22 protein-coding genes are annotated in these 19,702 nt (G+C 66.6%); all 22 read right to left on the reverse strand.

What is annotated here, in order from left to right:
• Window positions 1-9 precede the first annotated feature (9 nt).
• Window positions 10-795, reverse strand: coding sequence for a DUF6349 family protein (locus BHE97_RS07625; RefSeq protein WP_140400038.1), 786 nt, complete (start codon window positions 793-795; stop codon window positions 10-12).
• Window positions 792-1,082 (reverse strand): DUF6112 family protein, encoded by a 291-nt coding sequence (locus tag BHE97_RS07630; protein ID WP_087623447.1) that lies wholly within the window; start codon window positions 1,080-1,082, stop codon window positions 792-794. The genes BHE97_RS07625 and BHE97_RS07630 overlap by 4 nt, the downstream gene beginning before the upstream one ends.
• Entirely contained in the window at window positions 1,079-2,200 is a 1,122-nt protein-coding gene (locus BHE97_RS07635; RefSeq protein WP_087623448.1) for a M23 family metallopeptidase, read from the reverse strand. The genes BHE97_RS07630 and BHE97_RS07635 overlap by 4 nt, the downstream gene beginning before the upstream one ends.
• Before the next feature lie 32 nt (window positions 2,201-2,232).
• A complete protein-coding gene (locus BHE97_RS07640) occupies window positions 2,233-2,919 on the reverse strand; it encodes a hypothetical protein (RefSeq protein ID WP_087623558.1) in 687 nt (228 codons plus the stop codon).
• Window positions 2,920-2,989: 70 nt separating this feature from the next.
• Window positions 2,990-4,045 carry a ParB N-terminal domain-containing protein gene (locus BHE97_RS07645; RefSeq protein WP_087623449.1) on the reverse strand — a complete coding sequence of 352 codons (1,056 nt, stop codon included), beginning with the start codon at window positions 4,043-4,045 and terminating at the stop codon, window positions 2,990-2,992.
• Entirely contained in the window at window positions 4,038-4,886 is an 849-nt protein-coding gene (locus BHE97_RS07650) for a serine/arginine repetitive matrix protein 2 (protein WP_087623450.1), read from the reverse strand. Before BHE97_RS07650 ends, BHE97_RS07645 begins: the two co-directional genes overlap by 8 nt.
• A complete protein-coding gene (locus tag BHE97_RS07655) occupies window positions 4,883-5,257 on the reverse strand; it encodes a hypothetical protein (RefSeq protein WP_087623451.1) in 375 nt (124 codons plus the stop codon). The genes BHE97_RS07650 and BHE97_RS07655 overlap by 4 nt, the downstream gene beginning before the upstream one ends.
• Window positions 5,254-5,883, reverse strand: a complete 630-nt coding sequence (locus BHE97_RS07660; protein ID WP_087623452.1) for a DUF2637 domain-containing protein — start codon at window positions 5,881-5,883, stop codon at window positions 5,254-5,256. The genes BHE97_RS07655 and BHE97_RS07660 overlap by 4 nt, the downstream gene beginning before the upstream one ends.
• 26 nt (window positions 5,884-5,909) lie before the next feature.
• Window positions 5,910-6,821 carry a bifunctional DNA primase/polymerase gene (locus BHE97_RS07665; protein ID WP_087623453.1) on the reverse strand — a complete coding sequence of 304 codons (912 nt, stop codon included), beginning with the start codon at window positions 6,819-6,821 and terminating at the stop codon, window positions 5,910-5,912.
• 123 nt (window positions 6,822-6,944) lie between these two features.
• Complete coding sequence (locus tag BHE97_RS07670) at window positions 6,945-10,124, reverse strand: LysM peptidoglycan-binding domain-containing protein (protein ID WP_087623454.1); 3,180 nt, start codon at window positions 10,122-10,124, stop codon at window positions 6,945-6,947.
• A complete protein-coding gene (locus BHE97_RS07675; protein ID WP_087623455.1) occupies window positions 10,121-10,558 on the reverse strand; it encodes a pilus assembly protein TadG-related protein in 438 nt (145 codons plus the stop codon). Before BHE97_RS07675 ends, BHE97_RS07670 begins: the two co-directional genes overlap by 4 nt.
• On the reverse strand, window positions 10,555-11,007 hold the full coding sequence (locus BHE97_RS20970) for a TadE family protein (protein ID WP_087623456.1): 453 nt from the start codon (window positions 11,005-11,007) through the stop codon (window positions 10,555-10,557). The genes BHE97_RS07675 and BHE97_RS20970 overlap by 4 nt, the downstream gene beginning before the upstream one ends.
• On the reverse strand, window positions 11,004-11,357 hold the full coding sequence (locus BHE97_RS07685; RefSeq protein WP_236757576.1) for a TadE/TadG family type IV pilus assembly protein: 354 nt from the start codon (window positions 11,355-11,357) through the stop codon (window positions 11,004-11,006). Before BHE97_RS07685 ends, BHE97_RS20970 begins: the two co-directional genes overlap by 4 nt.
• A gap of 37 nt (window positions 11,358-11,394) precedes the next feature.
• Window positions 11,395-11,583: a hypothetical protein gene (locus BHE97_RS07690; protein WP_087623458.1), complete on the reverse strand. Its 189-nt coding sequence runs from the start codon at window positions 11,581-11,583 to the stop codon at window positions 11,395-11,397.
• Between the two features lie 49 nt (window positions 11,584-11,632).
• On the reverse strand, window positions 11,633-12,538 hold the full coding sequence (locus tag BHE97_RS07695) for a type II secretion system F family protein (protein WP_087623459.1): 906 nt from the start codon (window positions 12,536-12,538) through the stop codon (window positions 11,633-11,635).
• Window positions 12,535-13,407: a type II secretion system F family protein gene (locus tag BHE97_RS07700; protein WP_087623460.1), complete on the reverse strand. Its 873-nt coding sequence runs from the start codon at window positions 13,405-13,407 to the stop codon at window positions 12,535-12,537. The genes BHE97_RS07695 and BHE97_RS07700 overlap by 4 nt, the downstream gene beginning before the upstream one ends.
• A complete protein-coding gene (locus BHE97_RS07705; RefSeq protein WP_087623461.1) occupies window positions 13,404-14,903 on the reverse strand; it encodes an ATPase, T2SS/T4P/T4SS family in 1,500 nt (499 codons plus the stop codon). Before BHE97_RS07705 ends, BHE97_RS07700 begins: the two co-directional genes overlap by 4 nt.
• The gene (locus BHE97_RS07710) at window positions 14,900-15,685 is read right to left on the reverse strand and encodes a hypothetical protein (RefSeq protein ID WP_087623462.1); all 786 of its coding nucleotides are present in this window, start codon (window positions 15,683-15,685) and stop codon (window positions 14,900-14,902) included. The genes BHE97_RS07705 and BHE97_RS07710 overlap by 4 nt, the downstream gene beginning before the upstream one ends.
• Window positions 15,685-16,359 (reverse strand): SAF domain-containing protein, encoded by a 675-nt coding sequence (locus BHE97_RS07715; protein WP_087623463.1) that lies wholly within the window; start codon window positions 16,357-16,359, stop codon window positions 15,685-15,687. Before BHE97_RS07715 ends, BHE97_RS07710 begins: the two co-directional genes overlap by 1 nt.
• 23 nt (window positions 16,360-16,382) lie before the next feature.
• A complete protein-coding gene (locus BHE97_RS07720; RefSeq protein ID WP_087623464.1) occupies window positions 16,383-16,835 on the reverse strand; it encodes a hypothetical protein in 453 nt (150 codons plus the stop codon).
• 485 nt (window positions 16,836-17,320) lie between these two features.
• On the reverse strand, window positions 17,321-17,911 hold the full coding sequence (locus BHE97_RS07725; protein WP_236757577.1) for a hypothetical protein: 591 nt from the start codon (window positions 17,909-17,911) through the stop codon (window positions 17,321-17,323).
• Between the two features lie 148 nt (window positions 17,912-18,059).
• Window positions 18,060-19,070: a hypothetical protein gene (locus BHE97_RS07730; RefSeq protein ID WP_140400040.1), complete on the reverse strand. Its 1,011-nt coding sequence runs from the start codon at window positions 19,068-19,070 to the stop codon at window positions 18,060-18,062.
• Between the last annotated feature and the right edge of the window lie 632 nt (window positions 19,071-19,702).

Genomic DNA, 19,702 nt, shown 5'->3' on the forward strand with positions numbered 1-19,702 from the left:
CGTCGCGTCTTAGTCGCCGATGGCGAGACCGGTCGTGGGGGCGGGAGCCTGCCTGGCTCCGGGAGACGGCCGGGAACTCCGACCCGGCGCTGGCCGCTTGGTGACTTTGGTGCGTGCGGCGATCACCCGGTCGGGATCGACGGCGGTGTGGGAGAGGTCGTAGCCGTTCCACGGTGACCTGCCCGGGACGTGACGATGCCCGAAGTTCGGGCGTTCGGTGATGACCGGAGCGCCGGGGAATCGCATGGCTTCGGGGTAGTGCTTCTCGACCCACTCGCGGGCCTGCTTGCTGGGCCTCATGCTGGCGTCGACCATCCTGATGTGTGCGGGAACGATCGGCAGTTCGCGCCAGCCAGGGATGGCGTGGTCGTGCCACGCCTCGACGGCCTCGTTCTCGCCGTCGGTGATCGCGTGCCAGTCGCAGGGTTCGCACACGGCCTGGTACACCAGATCGCCCAGGCATGAGCAGTTCCCGTGCCGGTGGGTGTCGTCATTGCAGCGCAGGTCGGCGGTGAACATGTCGAACCCGTGATCGCCGACCTGAACGTTGCCTGCAACCGCGATGGCACGATGCCACATCCGGCTCGCGGCGTAGGAGCCGAGGACCCCACGGTTGAGGAACTGCCAATGCGCGAAGGCGGCGTCGAGCTCACCGGGAGGGTAGTAGTCGGCGGTGAAGTGCAGCGGTGCTCCAGTCCACGGCGGAGCCGCTTCGACCTCAGCGGCGTGAATCATGCCTTCGATGTCGAAGGCAAGCTGTCCGTCGGACTCGCCCATGTATGCCGGGCGGCTCACAGCGAGGCCCCGAGGTTCAGCAACCAGTTCGCCCACGCCAACGCCCCGCCGGTGAGGACCGCGCCTCCGAGCGCCACGAACAGCCCCGTCTTGGCCTTCGCGGAGGCTTGCCAGCTCCCTGACGAGGACGCGATGGCCCAGGTCGCCGCGCAGATGATGACCATCAGAGCCGAAGTCAGCAGGCCATAGGTCAAGAGCGCACCGACCATCGAACGCAGCGTCCCAGCACCGCCCAGCGCACCGAAGTCCGGTCCGACGGCTGCTGCGAGGGTCGTGATTCGGTTCATGCTTGGACCCCGGCCGCGATGGTGAAGTGGAGGTGGTCGTAGTGCCCTCCAGTGATGGCGGCCGGATCGTGCATCCCGCCACCGTCGTAGCGACGCCATCCCTCGCTGTTACGCGCGACGCTCCAGATCTTGCCCTGCCAGATCAGGTACTCGACGCCGAGCTTGGTCGCGTTGGCCTTCAACCAGTTGGTGACGTCCCATCCGTAGTCCAGTGCATGTCCCTTGGCTGCTTGCCCGATGGAGTTCCCGAACGTCCCGTCGCAAGCACGTCCCAGCGGGTGTTCGGACTTGGTGCCGGGGCGCGGGGACCAGCAGGCCCAGGAGGATTCGGGGAACCGAGCCCGGACTTGTGCGAGGACATAGGCGGTGCGGGCGGTGATCTTGCCGTTGCTCGTCGGGTCGTCGACCAAAGCATCGGGGTTGGAACCGTCGAACTCCTCGGGGGCCGCCACGGTGTCGGCTCCGCAGCCGGCCGGGATGGCCGTGCTGCTGTTCTGGTCGACTTGGGAGGCTCCGTGTCCCGCGAGCCACGGCTCGGGATTGACGGTGGCAGCCCACGCTCCGCCGGGCCGGACCTCGAAGTGCAGATGAGCGCCGGTGGAGTAGCCGTCGCTGCCCACATCGGCGATGTGGTCCCCAGCGTGAACCTGATCTCCTACGGAGACTCCGATGCCACTTGCGTACATGTGGGCGTAGCCGGTGGCCACGAGCTGCCCGCCGACGGTGTGCTCGATGAGGATCAGGTGCCCGTACCCGCTGGCAGGTCCGGCGAAGGCCACTCGCCCGTCAGCCGCCGCCAGGATCGGAGTGCCAGCCGGAGCAGCGAAGTCGACGCCGGTGTGCAGCTTGTAGACCCCGGTGATCGGGTGGACCCGCATTCCGTAGCCGCTCGTCTTGACCCACGTTGCGGCGGGTAGCGGAAACACCACGCGACTCGTCTCGGGAGGAGCATCGGCGCCAGTGGGACTTCCGTTCGTGGTCGAGACTGCGGCCGAGGTGGTAGGCAGGCACGCGGCTTGTGCCGGGTTGATGAGGGCCGCGAGGCCAAGGAGGACGGTGGCTGGCCCCAGCATCACCGTTGCCAGTGCCGTGCCTCCGGCCAGAAGAGTCTTGTTCATGACAGCACCTGCTCGTCGCTCATCTACTGGTCTCAGCCCAGCGGCTGATCGAGCCGGGACAGGCGCAACAGGTGGCACTCGGGGTAGGTCGGCCCGCAGACGATGAACGCGGTGAACGCGATGTCGTGCGAACTCGTCACTGGTTCGCTCTCCCAGATGCCCGCCCGCTGCCGGACGCCGGTCACGGTGTAGGCCGTCGTGCCGGGCGCGAATCCATCGGGTCCTGCTTCCCGGAGGGCCTGCTCCCACAGTGTCGGGACACTCAGGCTCTCGATCTCGATCCGCTGGCGGGTGGAGTAGCTGCGCAGTTGGCGCCACGCCTCGTTGCTGGGGAGGTATCCGGCGATGTCGGCGACCAGCCCCGGCGTGGACTCGCCGCTCGGGTCTCCTACGGCGACCAACCGCTCGACGTAGGCGTTCCTGCTGATTGCGCTGGCCGTGTCCCAGTCGAACAGTCCGGCCGCGACGCGCCGCGCGAAGGTCTCGGGGTCAGCGGTCGGCGACAATGGCCGCAGAACCCCTGGCGTCTCCTCGGGAGCTCTGAGCGTCCACGAATCTGACTCGTGAGGCTCGGTGGTCGGAGCGAGCGCCGTGTCTGTGGACGCCCCCGAGCGAAAGGACACGGCGGCGAGGACGAGTGCCGCGATGAGCGCGAGCAGGACAATGACGGCAACGACGAGACGACGAGTCGGGAACTGATCCGGGGCTTCGCGGAGCATGAGGGGTTCCTTCCGACGGAAGACTTGGGTGGACACGACATAGGTGTCCACGCGGCCCCGACGGTCGTGCTCAGGCCGTCATCGCCTCGCGGTCGGCGGCGGCACGGGAGGCACGCAGGGCCTCAGCGAAAGCGACTGTCTCGGCAACGACGCGCTCCCAGGATTCCCATTCCTCGTCGCTCAGACCCTCGGCGATCTCGGCCGGGTCATAGTGCTCGGTCCAGCCGTCGAGGTCGCGCCACGTCAGCCGGAAGGAGCGCAGGCTGTGCTTGGTAGGAGCCTGGGGTGTGCCGCGATCGGTCTTGGCGGGGTTCCGGCGGCGCTTGGCGGTCTTGGCACGCTCAAGCGCTTCAGCCGCGAGTCGTCGGAGTTCAGCGGCCTCCAAGAGTGCCTTCTCGTCAGCGGCGAACCGGAGAGCCGCCTGGACTCGCTGATAGGCCGGGTCGACGGGCCTCCCGACCTCGATCCGCTCCAGTTCCCCGGCCACCATCTGACGCAACGACTCCGGCTGGCTCTCATCGACGAGCAATGCTTGGAGCCGCCCGATCTGCTCAAGCCGGGTGTACGACGACTTTCCCGTGACGGCTTCAGCAGCCTGCACGCGAGCCTTGCCAGAGAAGCCTCCCAACGGTGGTGTCGAATCGACACCACCGTTAGAGCCATCAGGCTGCGTCTCGTTCAACGGTGGTGCCGAATCGGCACCACCGTTCCACCGGGGCTGATACGTCGGGGTGAATCCCTCAGCCGCGCGACGTCGCGCAGCGTCCTCACCCATCAACAGTTTCAGTTCCCGGTACAACGCGGCGGCTTCGAGTTGGGTGTAGGGCTGGTGCAGCGTGTTCTCGTCCTGCTGTGCCAGTAGTCGGCTCAGTTGGTCCGAGACTCCCGAACGCACCCACACGTTGCAGGTGCGCCAGCCCAACCGTTGCACAGCGACAAGGCGGCGCCACCCACACACGAGCACCCCGTCCGGCGTCACCGTGATCGGCTGGAGCAGCCCGAGTTCCTCGATGGACTCCATCAGAGCTTCGGTGTCGCCGGGGTCCTTGCGGTGCCGTGATCCAACGATGATGGAGTCGATGCGCCGTTCAAGCTCGATGTGGCCATTGGCGTCCACGTCAGGCATGGCTGGTCCTGATGGTCCGGGGAGAAGCGGTGACGATGGTGCGCACCAGGGCGTCGTCGGCCAGCAACTCGGCCACGCCGTGCCCGATGAGGAGCCGCAGAAGGACGCCGCGTCCTGCGGTCGTGTGGGCATGGTCTGGAGTCTGATTGCCCAGCACGACGCGCAGCAGCGCCGCCCATGACGCCCGGCTGAGGTCGAGGAGCGCGCAAGCATGCCGGTCGCGCCGCAGCATCTCGTGCGCTGCGCTGCGTGAACCTGACTCGATCACCCTCGCGCAGATGTAGTCGATCCCCGTACGTGCGGTGTCGACAGGCCAGCCGAGCAGACTGAACAACACGACGGTCTGCTCTGCGGCCTGCCACGCGCCCGTCGGATCCGCACCCTTTTCGGCGGGCTCCCCAAGGTCGTCCTGCTCGGCAGCCACACGGAAGGCGGGGTGGTACTCGATCAGCGCCACGTCTCGGTCGCTGAATCGCTCGGCATCGTGATTCGCAGAGACGTGTGGGCGGCGTGCTTGGTGGGTGGAGCACAGGAGTCCGTTGGCGCGTTCCTCTGCGATGAGCGTGACCTGCACGGCGCGGGTCACCACAGCCCAAGGGTCCTCTGCGTCTCGGGCGGCTCGTGAGCGCATCACATCGAACGCTGCGACGGCCGCGTCCTCGGGCTCCAGATGGTGCTTTCGCGCGAGCGCGCCGTACTTGTCCATCGAGTAGCGCATCAGGTCGGCCGCTTCGGGATCATCGTGCCAGCTCTGTTCGCCGGCTGCGTGCAGGCGATGCAACGTCGCACGCAGTCCTTCGGGATCGGTGAACGGCAGACGAACGTCGACAGGCCGCTTCACAGCCGAATCCCTTGCTCGGTGACGGTCGGGGTGGACGACCCGGGTCGACCGATGGCGTTGCGGGTGATCCGACGCCGGACCTTCCACGCTGCCTGTGCCGGAGTGCGGCGAGCCCGCCGCGCCAACTCGGCCTCCAGGTCGACGCCCCGACGGAGCCGGTCGGAGCCGAGAGTGGTCACCAGTTCGGACGGGCGCACCCAGGCGATCGTCCTCTTGGCCTTGACGTCCTCCGGTGCCCGGCGCTCTGTTGGACTCTGGGACGGGTTGCGATGGACAGCCAGTGCCGGGACCTCGGCTTCGGGCCCTTCGGTTGTCCGCGATGCCGACTCGGGGCTCCAGTCGGTTCTGTGTTCATGTGGGTTGTGATTCATTGCGGCTCCTTCGTGGTGGGTTCGGTTGCTGACTCGGGGGTCGAGTCGATGGGTGCCAGCCAGCGGCCGACGGTAGAGGGGTGGACGCCGAGGTGGCGGGCAATGGCTCGGTTGCTCATCCCGTCCAGGCGCAGTTGCTCTGCCTCGGTGCGCTGGTCGACGGCGTCCGCGTCGGATGAAGGTGAGTCCTGCGCAGGGGTTGGGTCGTCTGGACGTGGAGTGGTTGCGGTGTCGAGGTTGCGGGTCAGATGGACCGTCAGGTGAGTGACGGCGAGCAGCACGACGGGCGGCACTGATGCAACGACCGCTGCAACAGCGGCTGGTACTGATGCGTCGGCGGCGATCACCGCGTGCAACGCATTGGTCGCGACCGAGACGGCCGCGCCGGCGGCGAGGGGGAGCCACGGGTACCACGTCGCCCGTGGCTGGGCGGGCAGTGAGAGCGCAACAACGGCGACGGTTGCGACGACGATGATGCCGTCGACGATGAGCGGCCATGCCCATGCTTGCTCCGGTGCGATGCCCGACCGGCGGGCCAGGTCGGCCAGCGATGTGAACGACAGCCAGAACGCTCCGGCGGCGATCAGCACGGTGCCGGAGACGGCGGTGGCAACGACCGGACTCATCGACCCGGTGCTTGTCAGTTTCGTGCTCACGGGCCGGTCACCCCCATCGGCGTCGCGCCGGCGGTAGGGGTCCGCTGGAGGCTCGGGGAGGTTGTGCGGTACGCCGACCGGATGGTGGTCTCGGCCTCGCGTTCGGTCAGGCCGGCGGCGCGGGCCGCATCGCCGAGCACGGCGAGCGAGGCATCGAAGTTATGACCGGCTTCGACCATCCGACACGCCGCCCAGAACAGACCTTGATTGCGGGCGCCTTCGGGCCGGGTGGCGACCCACGCAGCCAGCCGCTCGGGACTGGAGCTGGCTGTAGCCGGGGGCAGGGTCCGTGTCGTCGGGGTCGCGCGAGGAGGGTCGAGGAACCGACGTAGCGCTGTGGTGTCGATGGGACCGGGTTGGTGGTCGGTGATCGAGACGACGCGGTACTCAGCAATGGCCCCGCTTGGCAGCGTTGCCCGCGACGGGGGGAGGACCACATAGCCGCCGTCGCCCCGGCAGTCGACGTGCTGGCTGGGCACCTGCCAACAACGTTGATCCACGCCGGGCTTGGAGGGGTAGCAGGCGTGCAGCCCACCCGAGGGGGTGCGCACCATCCAAGCCCAGCCATCAACGAGCCCGGCCGTCCGCGCACGCTCGAAGGCGTCGAAACCGGAGCCGGAGGCGTGGACGTCAACGTCCACCACCACGATGCCCGAGGGCGCTCCGGTTGGCATCGCGATGTTCGCTCCCGGCCAGCGGCCCCACCAGTCCGCAACTCTGCCAAGGTCGGTGGAAGCGTCCAAGAACCCCCGGCGCGTCAGCGGCTGCTTGCCCAAGGGGACACACGGAAAGACCGGGACGCCGGCCCCTGCCAAGTCGCGCGCGGCGGTGCCAAGGTTCGGTGCCACAGCGAGGCTGGCGAGCAGATCAGGTGACCACGCCGGGAGTTCTCGGGTCGAGCTGTTCATGTGCTCGACGTTGGCCAAAGGGGGTTACCGGATGGGTTCCCCCCGAGGGGGTTCCCCCCTACTGGATTCTGCGTTTCCGCAGGTCAGCTGGGGGTTCCCCAAAAAGTTGAAGAAAGTTTCGCTCTACCCCTTGCGAGGTGCCCGAACGCGACGGTTTCCGCCCGGATGGGCGCCGTTCTGCGAACGCTGGCTGGTCATGTCTTGGGTTCGCGGTGGCAGTTCGACGGGTCCGAGGTCGTCGTCGCTGCGGTTGTAGATCCGTTCATTGAGGAGCTGCTCGGCCAGGTCCTCATGCCCTTCGGCGGAGGCCACGGCCACGAGGTCGAGGTTGGTGATCTCGTCGTACGGCGCAGCATGGTGGGCAACCTCAGCCGATTCGTGGGCCATCGGCAGGTCACCCTCGGCGAGAGCATGAGTGGTCACGATGTGGGCGACGTCCACGATGGCGCAGGTGAGGATGTGGTCGATCCGGTCACCCTCCAAGACCCAGGACCAGCCGTTAGGTCGGAGCTGCCCGAATGGCTGACCAGTGACCAGTCTCAGCGCGGTCACGAGGTCGCTGATGCCTGCCGTGCCACGCGCTTGACCCCGAGCCCGGAGACGACGGAACAGGTCGGCGTCCAGCAGCACGCCGTCGACTTGATAGAAGTGCCCGCCGCGTTGCTGTGCGGCCCGGGACTCATCCGCTTTCGGGAGATGCCGTGCGCTGGTGTGAGGGTTCGTGCCGAGCCAGGAGCGGAGCGCATTCATGTCCACCCGGGCTCGCTTGGGCGTGATGCTGAAGGCGTCGGCGACCTGCCCGGAGGTCACCCCGTCGGGATGGAGCGCGAGGAACGCCAGCATCTCGGTATAGAACGGCTTGCGACCGGCAATGTCCGTCGTATCCCCGTAGGCACGCCCATACACCGGTCCCAAGACGCTGATGCGTGGGAGCCTGCAGTTGGGGTCGAACCACCATGCGACCTCCTGATCCAAGCTCGGGTCGGCGTCCTCGACTGCGGCCCGAGTTGCCTCGGGCACGATCGCTGCAAGCGCCTCGACGTCGTCGGTCGTGGTCGCCGCGACGTCGGCGTACTCACTGGTCGGTCGAGGAAGAAGTGCTGTGCCGCCCGCCGCTCCCACTGGCCGAGATTCAACGAGTTCGTCACGCAGCGCGCCAGCCTTGTCCACCAACTTGTCGCGGCCAGTAGCCGCCTCGTCCACAGGAACCGGGGCCAGGGTGGCGTCCCGGGTGACGTCGAGGATCGCAGCGCACGTCGATGCCTCCTCGTCGCTCAGACCCGCCGCTGCCACGGTGATACCGAGGATGGGAATGGTGAGCCGAGCGGACTCGTCCACGTCCAGCGCCAGCGACTCCTCGGCGATGTGGTCGCCGACGGTGACCACAGTGATACCGCGAGCCGCATGGGTGCTGTTGGCAGAGGTGATCGCATGCGCAGCATCACTGTTTGCGTAGCTGCGCTCCAGCAGCAGGGCACGGCGTCGTTCTGGGGCAAGGCCAGGGACGCCGGTTTGGGCAAGGTCCGCTGCGAGCTTGTCGAGCAGGCGAGTGTCGGCATGATGGTGGACCCGGAGCGGATCGAGGCCCACGAGCATCGGTGAGAGTCCGAACGTGTCGATGTCGACCTCCGCAGACCAAGGGTTGAGCACCAGTTCGGCAGCCAGTTGGCGAAGGAAGTCCTCACCAATGCCTCCTTCGCCCGTCACGGCGACGTGCGGCGTGTGACCGAGGTCGACGAACCAGACCGTCCCGTCGTCGTCTTGGCCGACAGCGACCAAGAGCGGGTACGGCGGTGCGCCCTGCTCGCGTGGCTCGTCGCTGTCGCCTTGGAGCGGGGCGATACGGGTACGGCCTGCCCCGGTCCACGGCTCAGGGAGCGTCGCATCCGCGCTCGCCTCGGCCAGGTGGAGCGTTGTCTCGGTAGCCGAGAGGGCGACCGCGATCACCTCGGGTAGACCGTGAGGGCTGTCGCTGAGCCGCCGTAGAACGTGGTCGAGCGCCGCGATCTGAGTGGCCATCGAGGACCCTTCGACGTGAAGTGTCTTCTCCAAGCCATTCAGTGACGCAGGCGGCGGCACGACGATGTGGCCGGGGCGCCGGTAGCGAAGTTGGGTGCGCTGGCGTCGGCGCAACGCGGTGAGGAGTCCGGCAGCAAGGACTGCACCGGCTCCGGCGAGTCCTGGAACCAACCAGCTAGGTGAGCCACTGGCCTCAACTGGGTCGGAGTCCTCAGCCTGCACGTCGGCAGCCGGGTCCTGTCCGGTGGCGTCGGGGCTCGTGCTGTCCGTGACCTCCCGGCTGTCCGGCTCGACTGCCTCCGGCTCCGGCTCCGACTCGGGTTCCGGGTCGGGTTCGGTCGGTTCGGGGCCGATCGGCGGATCGACGACCGCAGGGACGGCTGTGCTGGTGCTGGGGACGGTCAACTCCCATCCGGGCCGGATCAGGCTGGGGTCGGTGAGCTGTTGGCCGCCGGTTTGGACGGTATCGCGCGACGCCTCGAAGATCTCGGGGTAGAGCTCGCCTGCGCCGAGTTTCTCGTCGGCGATCTCCCACAGGGTGTCGCCGGGTTCCACGAGGTAGGTCTCCTCGGCAAGGGGTGTCTCGTCGGTTTCCTCGCTGGTTGTTGCTGCATCGCTGGGCAGGCGCAGGACCATGCCGGGGTTGATGAAGTCGGCGCGTCCTTGGAGCGCATCCGGGTTGAGGTTGACGATTTCGCGGAAGCGCATTGGGTCCCCGAGCTGTTCTTCGGCGATCTTCCACAGGCTGTCGCCGCGTCTCACGGTGTAGTCGACGGTCGTCGTTGCCACATCGGTGTCGGCGCTGGCCACGGGGGCGGCAGCGGTCGCGGGTTCGGTGAGCGGGGCCGCCACCGTTGAGAGTGCGACCTGCTGGGGTGTTTCGGAGGCAGCGTGCGCTGGCTGTGGCGTGAACGCTGGTGCGACTGCGGGGGCGGCAACGAACAGAAGGGCGGCCACGGCCACGAGGCGCCCGATCTGGTCTTGGAGCGGTCCGAGGCCGGGGAGTCGTGGGGCGGGTACGCCCCGGATGACGGCGACGACTTCGAGGGCGCACAGCAGCGCTAGGAGTACCCAGACGAGCCACGCGACGACTGCGAAGACAAGGAGCAGGAGGGTGCCGTCGTCCGGGCTGGTCAGGATTGTCCCGATGTTGCTCTCGCGCCAGGGGGTCGCGCCGATGGCGAGGAGCAATGGCGGCATCCCGATGGCGAAGGCGGCGATGAGCAGACTGGCCCCGAGTCCTGAGAGCCGTTCGCGTAAGCGTTGTGGCGTGGTGGGTCTCATTGTTCGGTTCCTCCCAGGCTGCGGACGATGCGGGCAGAGGCATCGGACGTGACGGTGAGGTCACCGATGCCGATGAAGCCGAGGAAGGTGGGCGTGTAGGTGCCGGTGACGGCGACGTGGATGGTGTCGCCGTCGGTCACCGTGACGGTGCCTTCGATGCCGGAAGCGGCGAGGTACTGCTCGGCTGCGGTACGCGCGGCAGTGGCGTCGACGCGGACGTACTGGCCCTGGATGGCTGGAGCGGCCTCCACTTGCTCGGCCCCGGTTCGAGCGGCTTCGGCGGCGATGTTGTGGGCGCGCTGTTTGGCGTGGACCTGGCCGCCGAGGTCGACAGCGAGTCCGACGAGCATCATCATCACGAAGCTGGAGGTGACAAGCCAGATCGAGATCGAGCCACGCTCATCCCGGACACGGCTGCGAGTTCTGGCCGTCATACGCGCTCCCTCCAGGTGTCGATCGGGCTGGACATGGTTGCCTTGATGAGGCGACTTCCGGGCACTCCCGGTACGGACAGGTCGGAGAGGTCGAGACGGCATCGGACGGTCACCGTGACGGTTGCGGTTTCGCCGGCCGCGCGGTTGAACTGGCTGGTGTCCACGGTGACGTCGATGTCGAGACAGCCGATGCCTTGGTTGGTCAGGCTGGTGGTCGCTGCCGCGATGGCCTTGTTCTTGGCGACGGTCGCGGTGCGTTCGATGGACGCGGCACGGGCGGCATCGGCGGCGGCGGTCTCGACGGACTGATGGGTGGTCGCGGTCCGCCCGCCGAAGATAATGAGTCCCACGAAGAGCACGAAGGCAGGCACGCCGACGACGGCCTCGACCGCAGCCGAGCCCCGCTCGTCCCTTACCTGGACTCGGCGTCTGGTCCGCAGATGTGTCATGGGGCGGTCAGCCTCTCGACGGGCACAGATGCCACTTGGCGGACCACGGGCGACCAGCCTGGGATCACGCTGAGGGAGTGGCCTTGGACGACCACGGTTGCTGTGGTGCCGGTCCGGTTTGCCGTGGTGGTTGCGCCGGTCAGCACGCCGTCGCCGCCTGCGTCGGCGATGAACGCCGCAGCGGCCTGTACGCCATCCGATTCTTTCCCGTTCTCTCCGCCAGCGGCTTTCGCGCCTTCTTGCGCAGCAGCGATTGCCACCGTCCGGGCGTGGTAGAACAACGCGGCCTGCATCCCGAGGAACATCACCGCGAAGAGGGCAGGCAACAGAATCACGAGCTGGATGGACACCGAGCCGCGCTCTTTCCTTCCACGCGCCAGCGGCCCGCTACTTGATGTTGCCGGCTTGGCTCTCGACATAAGCCTTCACCGCAGCGACCACGATCCCGACAATGGCGATGACGGCCACCGCCCACAGGACGTGCTCGGTAGTCACAGAGCCTCGCTCGTCGCGGACACGGAGTCGCGCGTCGAGACTCAGATGGAGGGCGAGTAGGAGTGTGAGCAATCGGTACATAGTGGTGTTTCCTTTCCTGGATGGGTTCCCTTTCGTGGGGTCGTGGCTGTCATGTGTTGCCGAACATCCGCAGCAACGACGGGGCGACGAGCAAGGCCATGAAGATGACGCCGAGCAATGAGCCGGGAATGGTCATCCGCTCACCAACCGCGTTGGCCTCGGCGATCTCGTCGTTGAGCATCGCGGTGCGCATGGCGGCGGACCGGGCGCGGAGGTTGGCATAGACCGATGCCCCTTCCTCGCCGCTGAGGCGCATGATGTCGGCGAAGTCGTCGAGCTCGGGAAGTCCGAGTTCTTCAGCCAACGTGTGCAGCGCGTCCCAAGGCGGCAGCCCTGACCAACGCGATCTGGTCAACTCCTCCGACAGCCGGGTGAACACCCAGGAGTCCCCGACCTCGGCGGCGGACTCCATTGCCTGACGGACGCCGGAGCCGTTGTGGCGTTCCAATGCGACAAGGTCGATGTAGGCGCCGAGTGCCCGGGTGAACTCAAGCCGCGCTTTCCGGGCGTCATCGACCGCGTTGTAGTTGGGCAGGAAGAACATCACCACCGCCAGACCGAGCGAAGCGAGCGCGGGAATCGCCACCGGGAACCCGAGACCTATCAGGCCGAAGAACCACGCCAAGAGCGGTGGAATCAGCAGCCCGAGGAACGCAAACGTCAACTTTTCGCCATAGAACCGGGCCAACGGGACGCGCAGCAGCGCCAGCTCGCGGGTAGGTGTCCGCACCCACATCCCCGGAGGCAGGGCCTTCATCGCCCACACACCGAGCCGTTCCTTGCCCCCACTCGCCGTGGTCGGGCCGAGGGTCTTGGCGCGGCCACGGGTCGGCGTGAGCCGCCCCAACGCCTCGGCGAGGTCAGGCTCGGCTGGCATCAGACGCACGACCAACAGCACGACGCCGAACGCAACGAGCGCGCCGGCTGCCAGAGCGAGTTGAAGCCCGGTCGTCATGCCACGTTCCGAGCCGGTGACTGAGCCTGCGGTCGGTCCAGGAAGCGGGGAAGGTTGCGGCCCATCGCCATGCGCTTCATCCAGATCAGGGTGGCGACGTAGGCCGACAGCAGGCCGACGAGAATGACCTGCCCGAGCGGACTCCTGTACGGCGCGACATACGTGCCGGACACCGCGAGGATCACCAGCACACCCGCGCTGATCAGCGTCACCCACCGGGCCGTCGCTCTGGGTTTGGCGCGGTCTGCCTCGACCTGACGCCGCGCACGCACATCGGCGGCGACCGACTCGGCCAGACCTTCGAGCACCGAAGCCAAACCCGCGCCACGACGACGTGCCCCGAGGATCAGGTTCGCCGCGATCAGATCACCTGTGGAGTCGTCCAGTTCGTCCGCGAACGCTCGCAGCGCGTCCTCGGTCCCCCAGCGTGCCCGCAGGCGTGCCACCAGCCGGGTGACTTCGGGCGCGACCGCTGCCGGAGTGGACCGCAGCGTCGCCACGAGGGCCTGCTCAAGCCCAACTCCCACGGTCAGCACCCCCGACAGCGAACGAGTCCATTCCTCCATCGCCTCCAATCGAGCGATGCGCGATGCAGCCGACCCGGACGACAGCAGCATCGGCAGGCCGACCGCTGCCACGGGCACAGCGACGATGGCGAGCACCCACCCGGTGACCAGCCACGCGACCACACCACCAGCAATGCCGCCGAGCAGGAGCATCCGCGTGGTCCGGTCCAACTCGCCCAGACGACGCATCCGCCTGGCTGCGGGACGCTTCTGGCGAACCGGTGCCGGACGGAGCCCGAGGATGAGACCGATGACTCCGGCGACGATCAGCGCGCCCGCCAAGGCTGGGACGAGCGCGATCATGGCCGGGGCTCCTGTCCCATGAGGTAGCCGGACAGGTCGAACCCGAACTGCGCGAGAGACCGGTACTCATCGGGCAGCACGGCAGGTCGTGCGGTGCCGTCAGGGTCGGGGGCGAAGATGTGGGTCGTCGCATACCCCGTCTCCCGCTCACCGGGAGCGAGCGCGATGACCTCCGCAACACGGCGATGACGTTGTGAGCTCCCGTTCACGGTCGTGGTGCGCAAGTCGAGCTGGACAATCAGGTCGATCGTTGCCGCGAGCTTCGACGTGGCAAGGTCATGAGTGACGTGCGGCCCGGCTTCCATCGCGCAGGTCACCAACTTGCGGACTGCCGCGACGGCATCGGAAGCGTGGGTAGTGGAGATGGAACCTGTGCCGGACTCCATCGCTTTGATCATCGCCCAGATCTCCTTGCCCCGGACCTCGCCGACGATCTGGCGCGACAGGTTGAACCGGAAGGAGTCGACCAGGGCGTCGTCGAGGGTGAACTCACCGGCCATGCGCCCGTCGGGGCCACGCTCTCCCGAGCCGGGGCGGGCCTCCCACGGATGAACGATCCGATGCCGCGCGAGTTCGTGCAGATGCAGCTCGTACTCGGTCTCGAAAGTGCCGATGGCCTCCAGAGGGTCGATCTCCGCACACAGCGCCCGCACCAGCGTCGTCTTGCCCGCGCCCTGTGCCCCGGCCACCACGATGCTCTTGCGCGCTTTGACCGCAGCCCGAAGGAACGAAGCCGCGACCGGGGTGAGCATCTGGCGCTCAACGAGGTTGTCGAGAGTGATCTCCATCAGCCGGTGACGACGGATCACCACCGAGGGCCGCGGAGTCACCCACGCAGCCGCTGCCAGACGCGAACCACCGTCCAGACGCAAGTGAAGCCGAGGCTGAGCCTCGGAGAACCCACGGGCGTTGACCTCGGACCGGGAGGCGAGGAAAACGAGGAAGTCGATCAACTCCTCATCCGAGTCCGCCACCGGCGGGCCGTCGATCAGCGACCCGTCGATGAGTTCCAGGAGCACGTTGTCGTGGCCGGCGATGATGATGTTCTCCACGTCGTCGTTGTCGACCAGGGGCTGAAGGCGCCCCAGCCGGAACAGCGAGTCGAAGACGGCGCGGGCGAGCCCGTCCTGTTGCGTGGTCGTCCACGCGGCGTTCCCAGCATTCACCCGATCCGCGACAGTGGCCTCGATGAGGTCCAGCACAATCGAGCGCCCGAGCTCCTCCTGCGCGGCCTTGTCGAGCCGCGCCCGGTCGGCGGCCACCGCCTGACTCAACTGCTCGGAGGCTTGGGCACGCAGTGCCGCAACCAGCGACCAGTCAACTCCCGCCGCAGGCGCGTCGTCGCCCGCCGAGTCGACGGGCCTGACCAGTCGCGGCCCGGACTGGCTCCGATGCGAGCCGGACTGGCCATTGGTGGGCATCGGCTGCGCGAACAACGGCAGTGCGGTCAGATCTGCCACTTCGGTTTGTGTCTCATCGAGGCTCTCACTCGTCATGGCCGCACTCCTTCGAGCAGTTCGCTCCGCCGCCTGGAGACCGTCGAATGAATCGAGGCGATCCCTGCCTGTAGGCCGCGAACTAGGGGGCCGGTCTCGAACCTCTTCGGAGGTTGGGCGCCGCGCGAGAAGACCGCAGCCGCATCCGGTTCGTCGGGGAGGGTGGCGACCACGGGAAGTCCGAGCACGCGGCTGACCTCGCTCGCCTTGTACGGCTGGCCGTCGCCGACGACCGCGACGCCAGCTTGCTGCCAGGCGCCGGAACCTTGCGAGTGAACCGTGCCGCGTTGGATCGCGTCGGCCCACGACCGCACGGCAGATAGCGCAGGTAGCGTCGTCCGGGTCACCAGGAGCGTCAGGTCTGCATTCGTGAGCAGCGGCTCGGGTGACCCGAGGAGTCCGAGTCGCCCGGCGTCCACGATCACGTCCTGACCCGTGCCCTCCAAGTCCGCCAGCTCATCGGCCAGTGCTTGCCACAGGTCGCGCAGCGCAGGCGCCTGCGTATGTGACCGGGTGCCCGCGACGAACGAGACGGTTGTTCCCTCGATGCGCTGAGCGATCTCGGCCAGCCCGTCGTGGATGCTGCTCGCGGTCAGCGCCAACTCGATCAACCCCGCCTCGTACTCGCGCGTGCCCCGGAAGTAGCCCGCCAACAAGCCGGAGCCGCCCGTGGGATCGGCCTCGACCAACAGCACCGGGCGTGGCCACAGCATCGCGAAGCCGAGCGCCGTCGTGGTGACGCCGGGCGACCCGGACGCGGAAGCAAGTGCGATGACAGCCATCAGCGCTCCCGCGAGTCCAAGACCAACGAGACGTTGCCCGTGGCCGTGCGGGCGGCCAGAACTGCTGCGTCGGCGTGAGGGACGAGGAGGTCCACGATCGTCTGGCCGGTTTCGTCGGAGATATGGACCCCGGCCACGGTCGCCTCGCTGAACGTCGGCGCTCCGGCGGGCAGCTCCTCGCCCTGAGCCGGAGTCACGATCACTCGAACTCGGTCGCCGGTGACCAGCGCGAGCCCCGGAGCCTGCGCAGGGGTCACAGCGACACCGACGATGGAGTTGTTCCCGGTCGGCTCCACCGCAGTCGTGATCGAGTCAGGCGTGAGCATCGCTCCGGCTGCGACGTCGTACGCCGCACGTTGCCCAACCACCCGGTCGAACTCACTTGCCGCCACCGGCTTGAGCGCGGGGTCCACGCTGAGCCGAACTCGAGCGAGGTCGTTGGCCTCAATGACGGAGCCACGCTCGATGGTGTGCCGGGCGACAAGGACTTCCTGCGTGTTGGTCGTTGCCGACCACGCCCATGCAGCGAGCAAGCCACCCAGCAGGATGGCAGCGATGGCGACGAGGGCCAGTGCGGGGCGTCGGCGGAGTTTCGGTGGCGGCACAAGCTGGCTGGCGGCGGGACTCGACTCGGGGTCGAGGGTCCTGTCGTCTCGGGTGGCTGTCTTGCTCATACCTCGCTGCCTTCCTCTGCCGGTTACTGCACGAGCACCTGCGCTTCTCCAATGGCGATCTGGGCCTCTCGGACGAGTCCGTTCAGCCGGATGGTTCCCATCTGTCCTGCGCCCTCCCACTCGATGACCCACTCCGACGTGGCCGTGACCGCGAACTTGTGGTCGGCCTTAGACGAGCTGGAGGTCGTGTAGACGTGGCCACAGTCGGGAGACTTCTTGCTGCCGTACGCCGGCTTGTATGGCGTGCCCGGCTTGGTGCAGGTGACTTTGGTTCCGTCACCCATGTCCCAGGTGACCTTGTGGACCCGAGCTGCTGCCGTGACGGTGATGCCGCCAGCGGTCGCCGAGGCGGTGATGGGTCCCCATGTGTGCTCGCCCGGGTTCGCGGCCCACATCCACACCGGCATCCCGACAAGCCCCACGCTGCCGTCCTCGGCCTTCGGCGCGATCCCGATGTTGATCGCCGTGAGCTTCATGTCGGCGATCGCGCGCTGTGCAACCTCACGGGGGTTGGGCCCAGTACCGGACCTCGGAGGCGGAGACGCTGACCAGAGTTGCAATTGCATATCGGTCTGGGGCTGCCAGCACTCATACACAGCGCCGTCACCAGGATTGCGTCCGTGCCACGCCGGATGTCCCACCGGCGGCTGTGGATCAGCCAGCCGCACATAGCAGTTCCACGCGTTCGACCAGTAGCCGAACTCGACACTGCAAGGAACAGGACCCGGAGGCGGCTTCGAGTGACCTTGCTCCCTGCCGTCCCAGTAGCAACTGGAACCTGATCCCGAGTCCTTCTGACTTTCGCTGTCCGGGCTCGCTGGATCGCCAGGGGTTCCGGGGAGATCGACCCAAATGAGACACTCTCCTGTCGACGGATCAACACGCGAACACGTCGTCTCGGACGCGACAGCGGACAAAGTAGTGCCGAAGCCGACAACTGCAGTGACAACGAGCAGTCGGCTCAGGACACGGGAGAACATGGCATCTTCTTAAGGTCCTCGCCGCTGGCGACCCGCCAACCGCCTTCGGGGTCCTCGGACCAGTTGAAGTTCGCGACAATATGACGAGTCCACCCGGTGTCGGGCCGGTCTGGCGAGACGACCGAGTTGCCCTCCTTGTCCACCACGTCAACGTCGCTGACATCCCAACAGACATCGACGAGGACTGCGGGGACCTTGCCGGACTTCGGGTCTGAACTATCGAGGTTCACCGACTGGATCGCCAGGTTGGCAATCTTCGTCTCGCCGACCTGGCGCCTACCTTTGCGGTGCTCCTGCCTTACGAACTGCCGTTGAGCGGTCAACTCAGTACTGATAGCAACGGACTCCAGCCTCCCCAAATCCTGACGCGTGTCCTGCCGAAGTCGACTCAGAACGGCATAGAACTCGCGAATCTTCGCGTCTACCGCTCGCGACGCATGCTCCGCCTCGGTCGGGTGAACTGTTGAGGTGTGCGCTGAGGTTGGCGTTGAAGACGGCCCGATCGGAGGCGGACTCTCCTTGTCCTCTGAACACCCCGGAAGAACTGCCAGGAGAAGTGCTGTTGCGAGCACGCGCGTTCTCCGTAAAGTCGCCATCCCTGCACCTGCTTTCCTTCGAATGACCAGGTTCGTGCACCATGCACCACCCCCAGGTGCCTCCTAACGTCAGGTGCGCAACCTTGTCCGACTGTCCCCGCACGGCCAAGCGGATGGGGTCTTATCAACCGAGGTCCCTGATGATCTTCTGGGCGTTCCGAAGCAGTTGATCGTTGACCTCGTCGAGGACTTCTAGCATCGGACGGTCCTGTTCGGCCATCTCCATCTGATGGCTCCAGAACACTCGGCGGAACACATCCGCCAGACGGCTTGAGCGTTTGCATTCCACGTCCTGCAGCGCAGTGTTGATCTCTTCATCCGTGGGGGCCGGCCTCTCATGTGTCACCAAGAACCCGTCGAACGCAGCGAACGCATTCTCCGGGGTCGTGTAGTTGAAGCCGGCCTCGCGCATGCATGACGACCACGAACTGATCGCTTTCTTGTAGTCCGGGTCGGCGTAGGTTGCCTTCAGGGACTCCTGATAGATCCTCGCTAGTACCGGCGTGCTCTCGTCCTCGCTCGGTCGATCTTGCTCGATTGACCTCATCGCCTGCCCGCGGCAGCCGCCGTCGTTCGCGACCTTCAGCGCGAACTCATACTCAGGGGTCGATCTACTTTCGTTGCCGCCTTCGCGGATGCCGACGGGGTTGTCATCATCCGCCCCTGTTGCGAAGGTTTCCATGTCGGCTTGGTATCCGAAACGCTGGGCATAGTCGACATCGAGGATGCCGATGTACCCGTCGAAGAGGATTGGGGACCGTTCTGAGACCTCCAACTCCGGTGGCGGGTCGAGCAGCGTGAAGCCCTGATCCTTCATGCATCTTTTCACCTGCAGATGGAAGGCCTTGTTGAGAATCAGTTTCTGCTCGGGATTCAGTTCACCGAGCGCCGCGTACACTCCGGGGACGAGTTCTCCCGTCTGACCGGCCGGGATCGCCTTGTCGTCAGAGACGACCGGAAGGACGGTAGGGGTGCCTGTCGTGCCGTCGTCGTTCGAGGCGCTGTACAGGCTGGAAGGATCGACTTCATTGCCCGGATGGGAACTGGTGCTGTCCGTTTCGCACGCCGTGAGCAGGCACAGGCTGAGCATTGCGCAGACGGCGATGGTCAAGCTAGTGGCGCGGGTTCTCGTCATGTCAAGCCACCTAGCCGCACATGATCGTAGAGGGAGTGTCGTACCTGAGGCCCAGGTGCACGCCCCAGCCATCGACGCACTTGCCGTTGGTGTTGTACTGATAGACCGACCCGGCGTAGTAGGCGTAGTTGCCTCTGTCTTTGACCGCTGGGCCCGCGACAGTGCAACTAAGGCTGGGCCGGGTCTCTTTGTATTTCAGGAGCCATACCTCGGTCCAGGAAGTGGCACCGTAACAGGAGCCGAGGTGATTCATTCGTGCGCAGTTCGTTCCACCCGAACCACTGGAGTAGTAGACAACGAATTCACCCTTGTTGGGATGAAGGTTCCGGAAGCCGAGGGTGCCTGAGCAGGCCGATGCTGGGCCTGCCAGTGCAACCTGAGTTAGGGCAAGCCCGGCTGTTGCCAGGATCGCGGACGCGAGCAGCCGCATCAGCCGGTTCCTCGGACTCGGGTGTCCCTCCGAACGAGAAACGCTCATGATGCTCCTTCCTCAGTTCCACCCTCCGAGCGCATGGTGGATCTGTGTTTGATGAGACAAGCCGAACCCGGAGTGTCCGTGCGTCGACTTGGCGGCCATTCGATGGACCTAGGGACACGGGTTGTGTCTGTGTGACATTCGGCGTGTCGACATT

This window comes from Aeromicrobium sp. PE09-221 (assembly GCF_002174305.1).
Taxonomy (GTDB): Bacteria; Actinomycetota; Actinomycetes; order Propionibacteriales; family Nocardioidaceae; genus Aeromicrobium.

Bases quoted from the DNA above. Each gene is read 5' to 3' on its own strand.
- BHE97_RS07730 (WP_140400040.1), bottom strand. From the start codon at position 19,070: ATGACGAGAACCCGCGCCACTAGCTTGACCATCGCCGTCTGCGCAATG.
- BHE97_RS07645 (WP_087623449.1), bottom strand. From the start codon at position 4,045: ATGCCTGACGTGGACGCCAATGGCCACATCGAGCTTGAACGGCGCATC.
- BHE97_RS07670 (WP_087623454.1), bottom strand. From the start codon at position 10,124: ATGAGACCCACCACGCCACAACGCTTACGCGAACGGCTCTCAGGACTC.
- BHE97_RS07665 (WP_087623453.1), bottom strand. From the start codon at position 6,821: ATGAACAGCTCGACCCGAGAACTCCCGGCGTGGTCACCTGATCTGCTC.
- BHE97_RS07675 (WP_087623455.1), bottom strand. From the start codon at position 10,558: ATGACGGCCAGAACTCGCAGCCGTGTCCGGGATGAGCGTGGCTCGATC.
- BHE97_RS07720 (WP_087623464.1), bottom strand. From the start codon at position 16,835: ATGAAGCTCACGGCGATCAACATCGGGATCGCGCCGAAGGCCGAGGAC.
- BHE97_RS07700 (WP_087623460.1), bottom strand. From the start codon at position 13,407: ATGATCGCGCTCGTCCCAGCCTTGGCGGGCGCGCTGATCGTCGCCGGA.
- BHE97_RS20970 (WP_087623456.1), bottom strand. From the start codon at position 11,007: ATGACACATCTGCGGACCAGACGCCGAGTCCAGGTAAGGGACGAGCGG.
- BHE97_RS07695 (WP_087623459.1), bottom strand. From the start codon at position 12,538: ATGACGACCGGGCTTCAACTCGCTCTGGCAGCCGGCGCGCTCGTTGCG.
- BHE97_RS07690 (WP_087623458.1), bottom strand. From the start codon at position 11,583: ATGTACCGATTGCTCACACTCCTACTCGCCCTCCATCTGAGTCTCGAC.
- BHE97_RS07635 (WP_087623448.1), bottom strand. From the start codon at position 2,200: ATGAACAAGACTCTTCTGGCCGGAGGCACGGCACTGGCAACGGTGATG.
- BHE97_RS07705 (WP_087623461.1), bottom strand. From the start codon at position 14,903: ATGACGAGTGAGAGCCTCGATGAGACACAAACCGAAGTGGCAGATCTG.
- BHE97_RS07640 (WP_087623558.1), bottom strand. From the start codon at position 2,919: ATGCTCCGCGAAGCCCCGGATCAGTTCCCGACTCGTCGTCTCGTCGTT.
- BHE97_RS07655 (WP_087623451.1), bottom strand. From the start codon at position 5,257: ATGAATCACAACCCACATGAACACAGAACCGACTGGAGCCCCGAGTCG.
- BHE97_RS07715 (WP_087623463.1), bottom strand. From the start codon at position 16,359: ATGAGCAAGACAGCCACCCGAGACGACAGGACCCTCGACCCCGAGTCG.
- BHE97_RS07630 (WP_087623447.1), bottom strand. From the start codon at position 1,082: ATGAACCGAATCACGACCCTCGCAGCAGCCGTCGGACCGGACTTCGGT.
- BHE97_RS07660 (WP_087623452.1), bottom strand. From the start codon at position 5,883: ATGAGTCCGGTCGTTGCCACCGCCGTCTCCGGCACCGTGCTGATCGCC.
- BHE97_RS07710 (WP_087623462.1), bottom strand. From the start codon at position 15,685: ATGGCTGTCATCGCACTTGCTTCCGCGTCCGGGTCGCCCGGCGTCACC.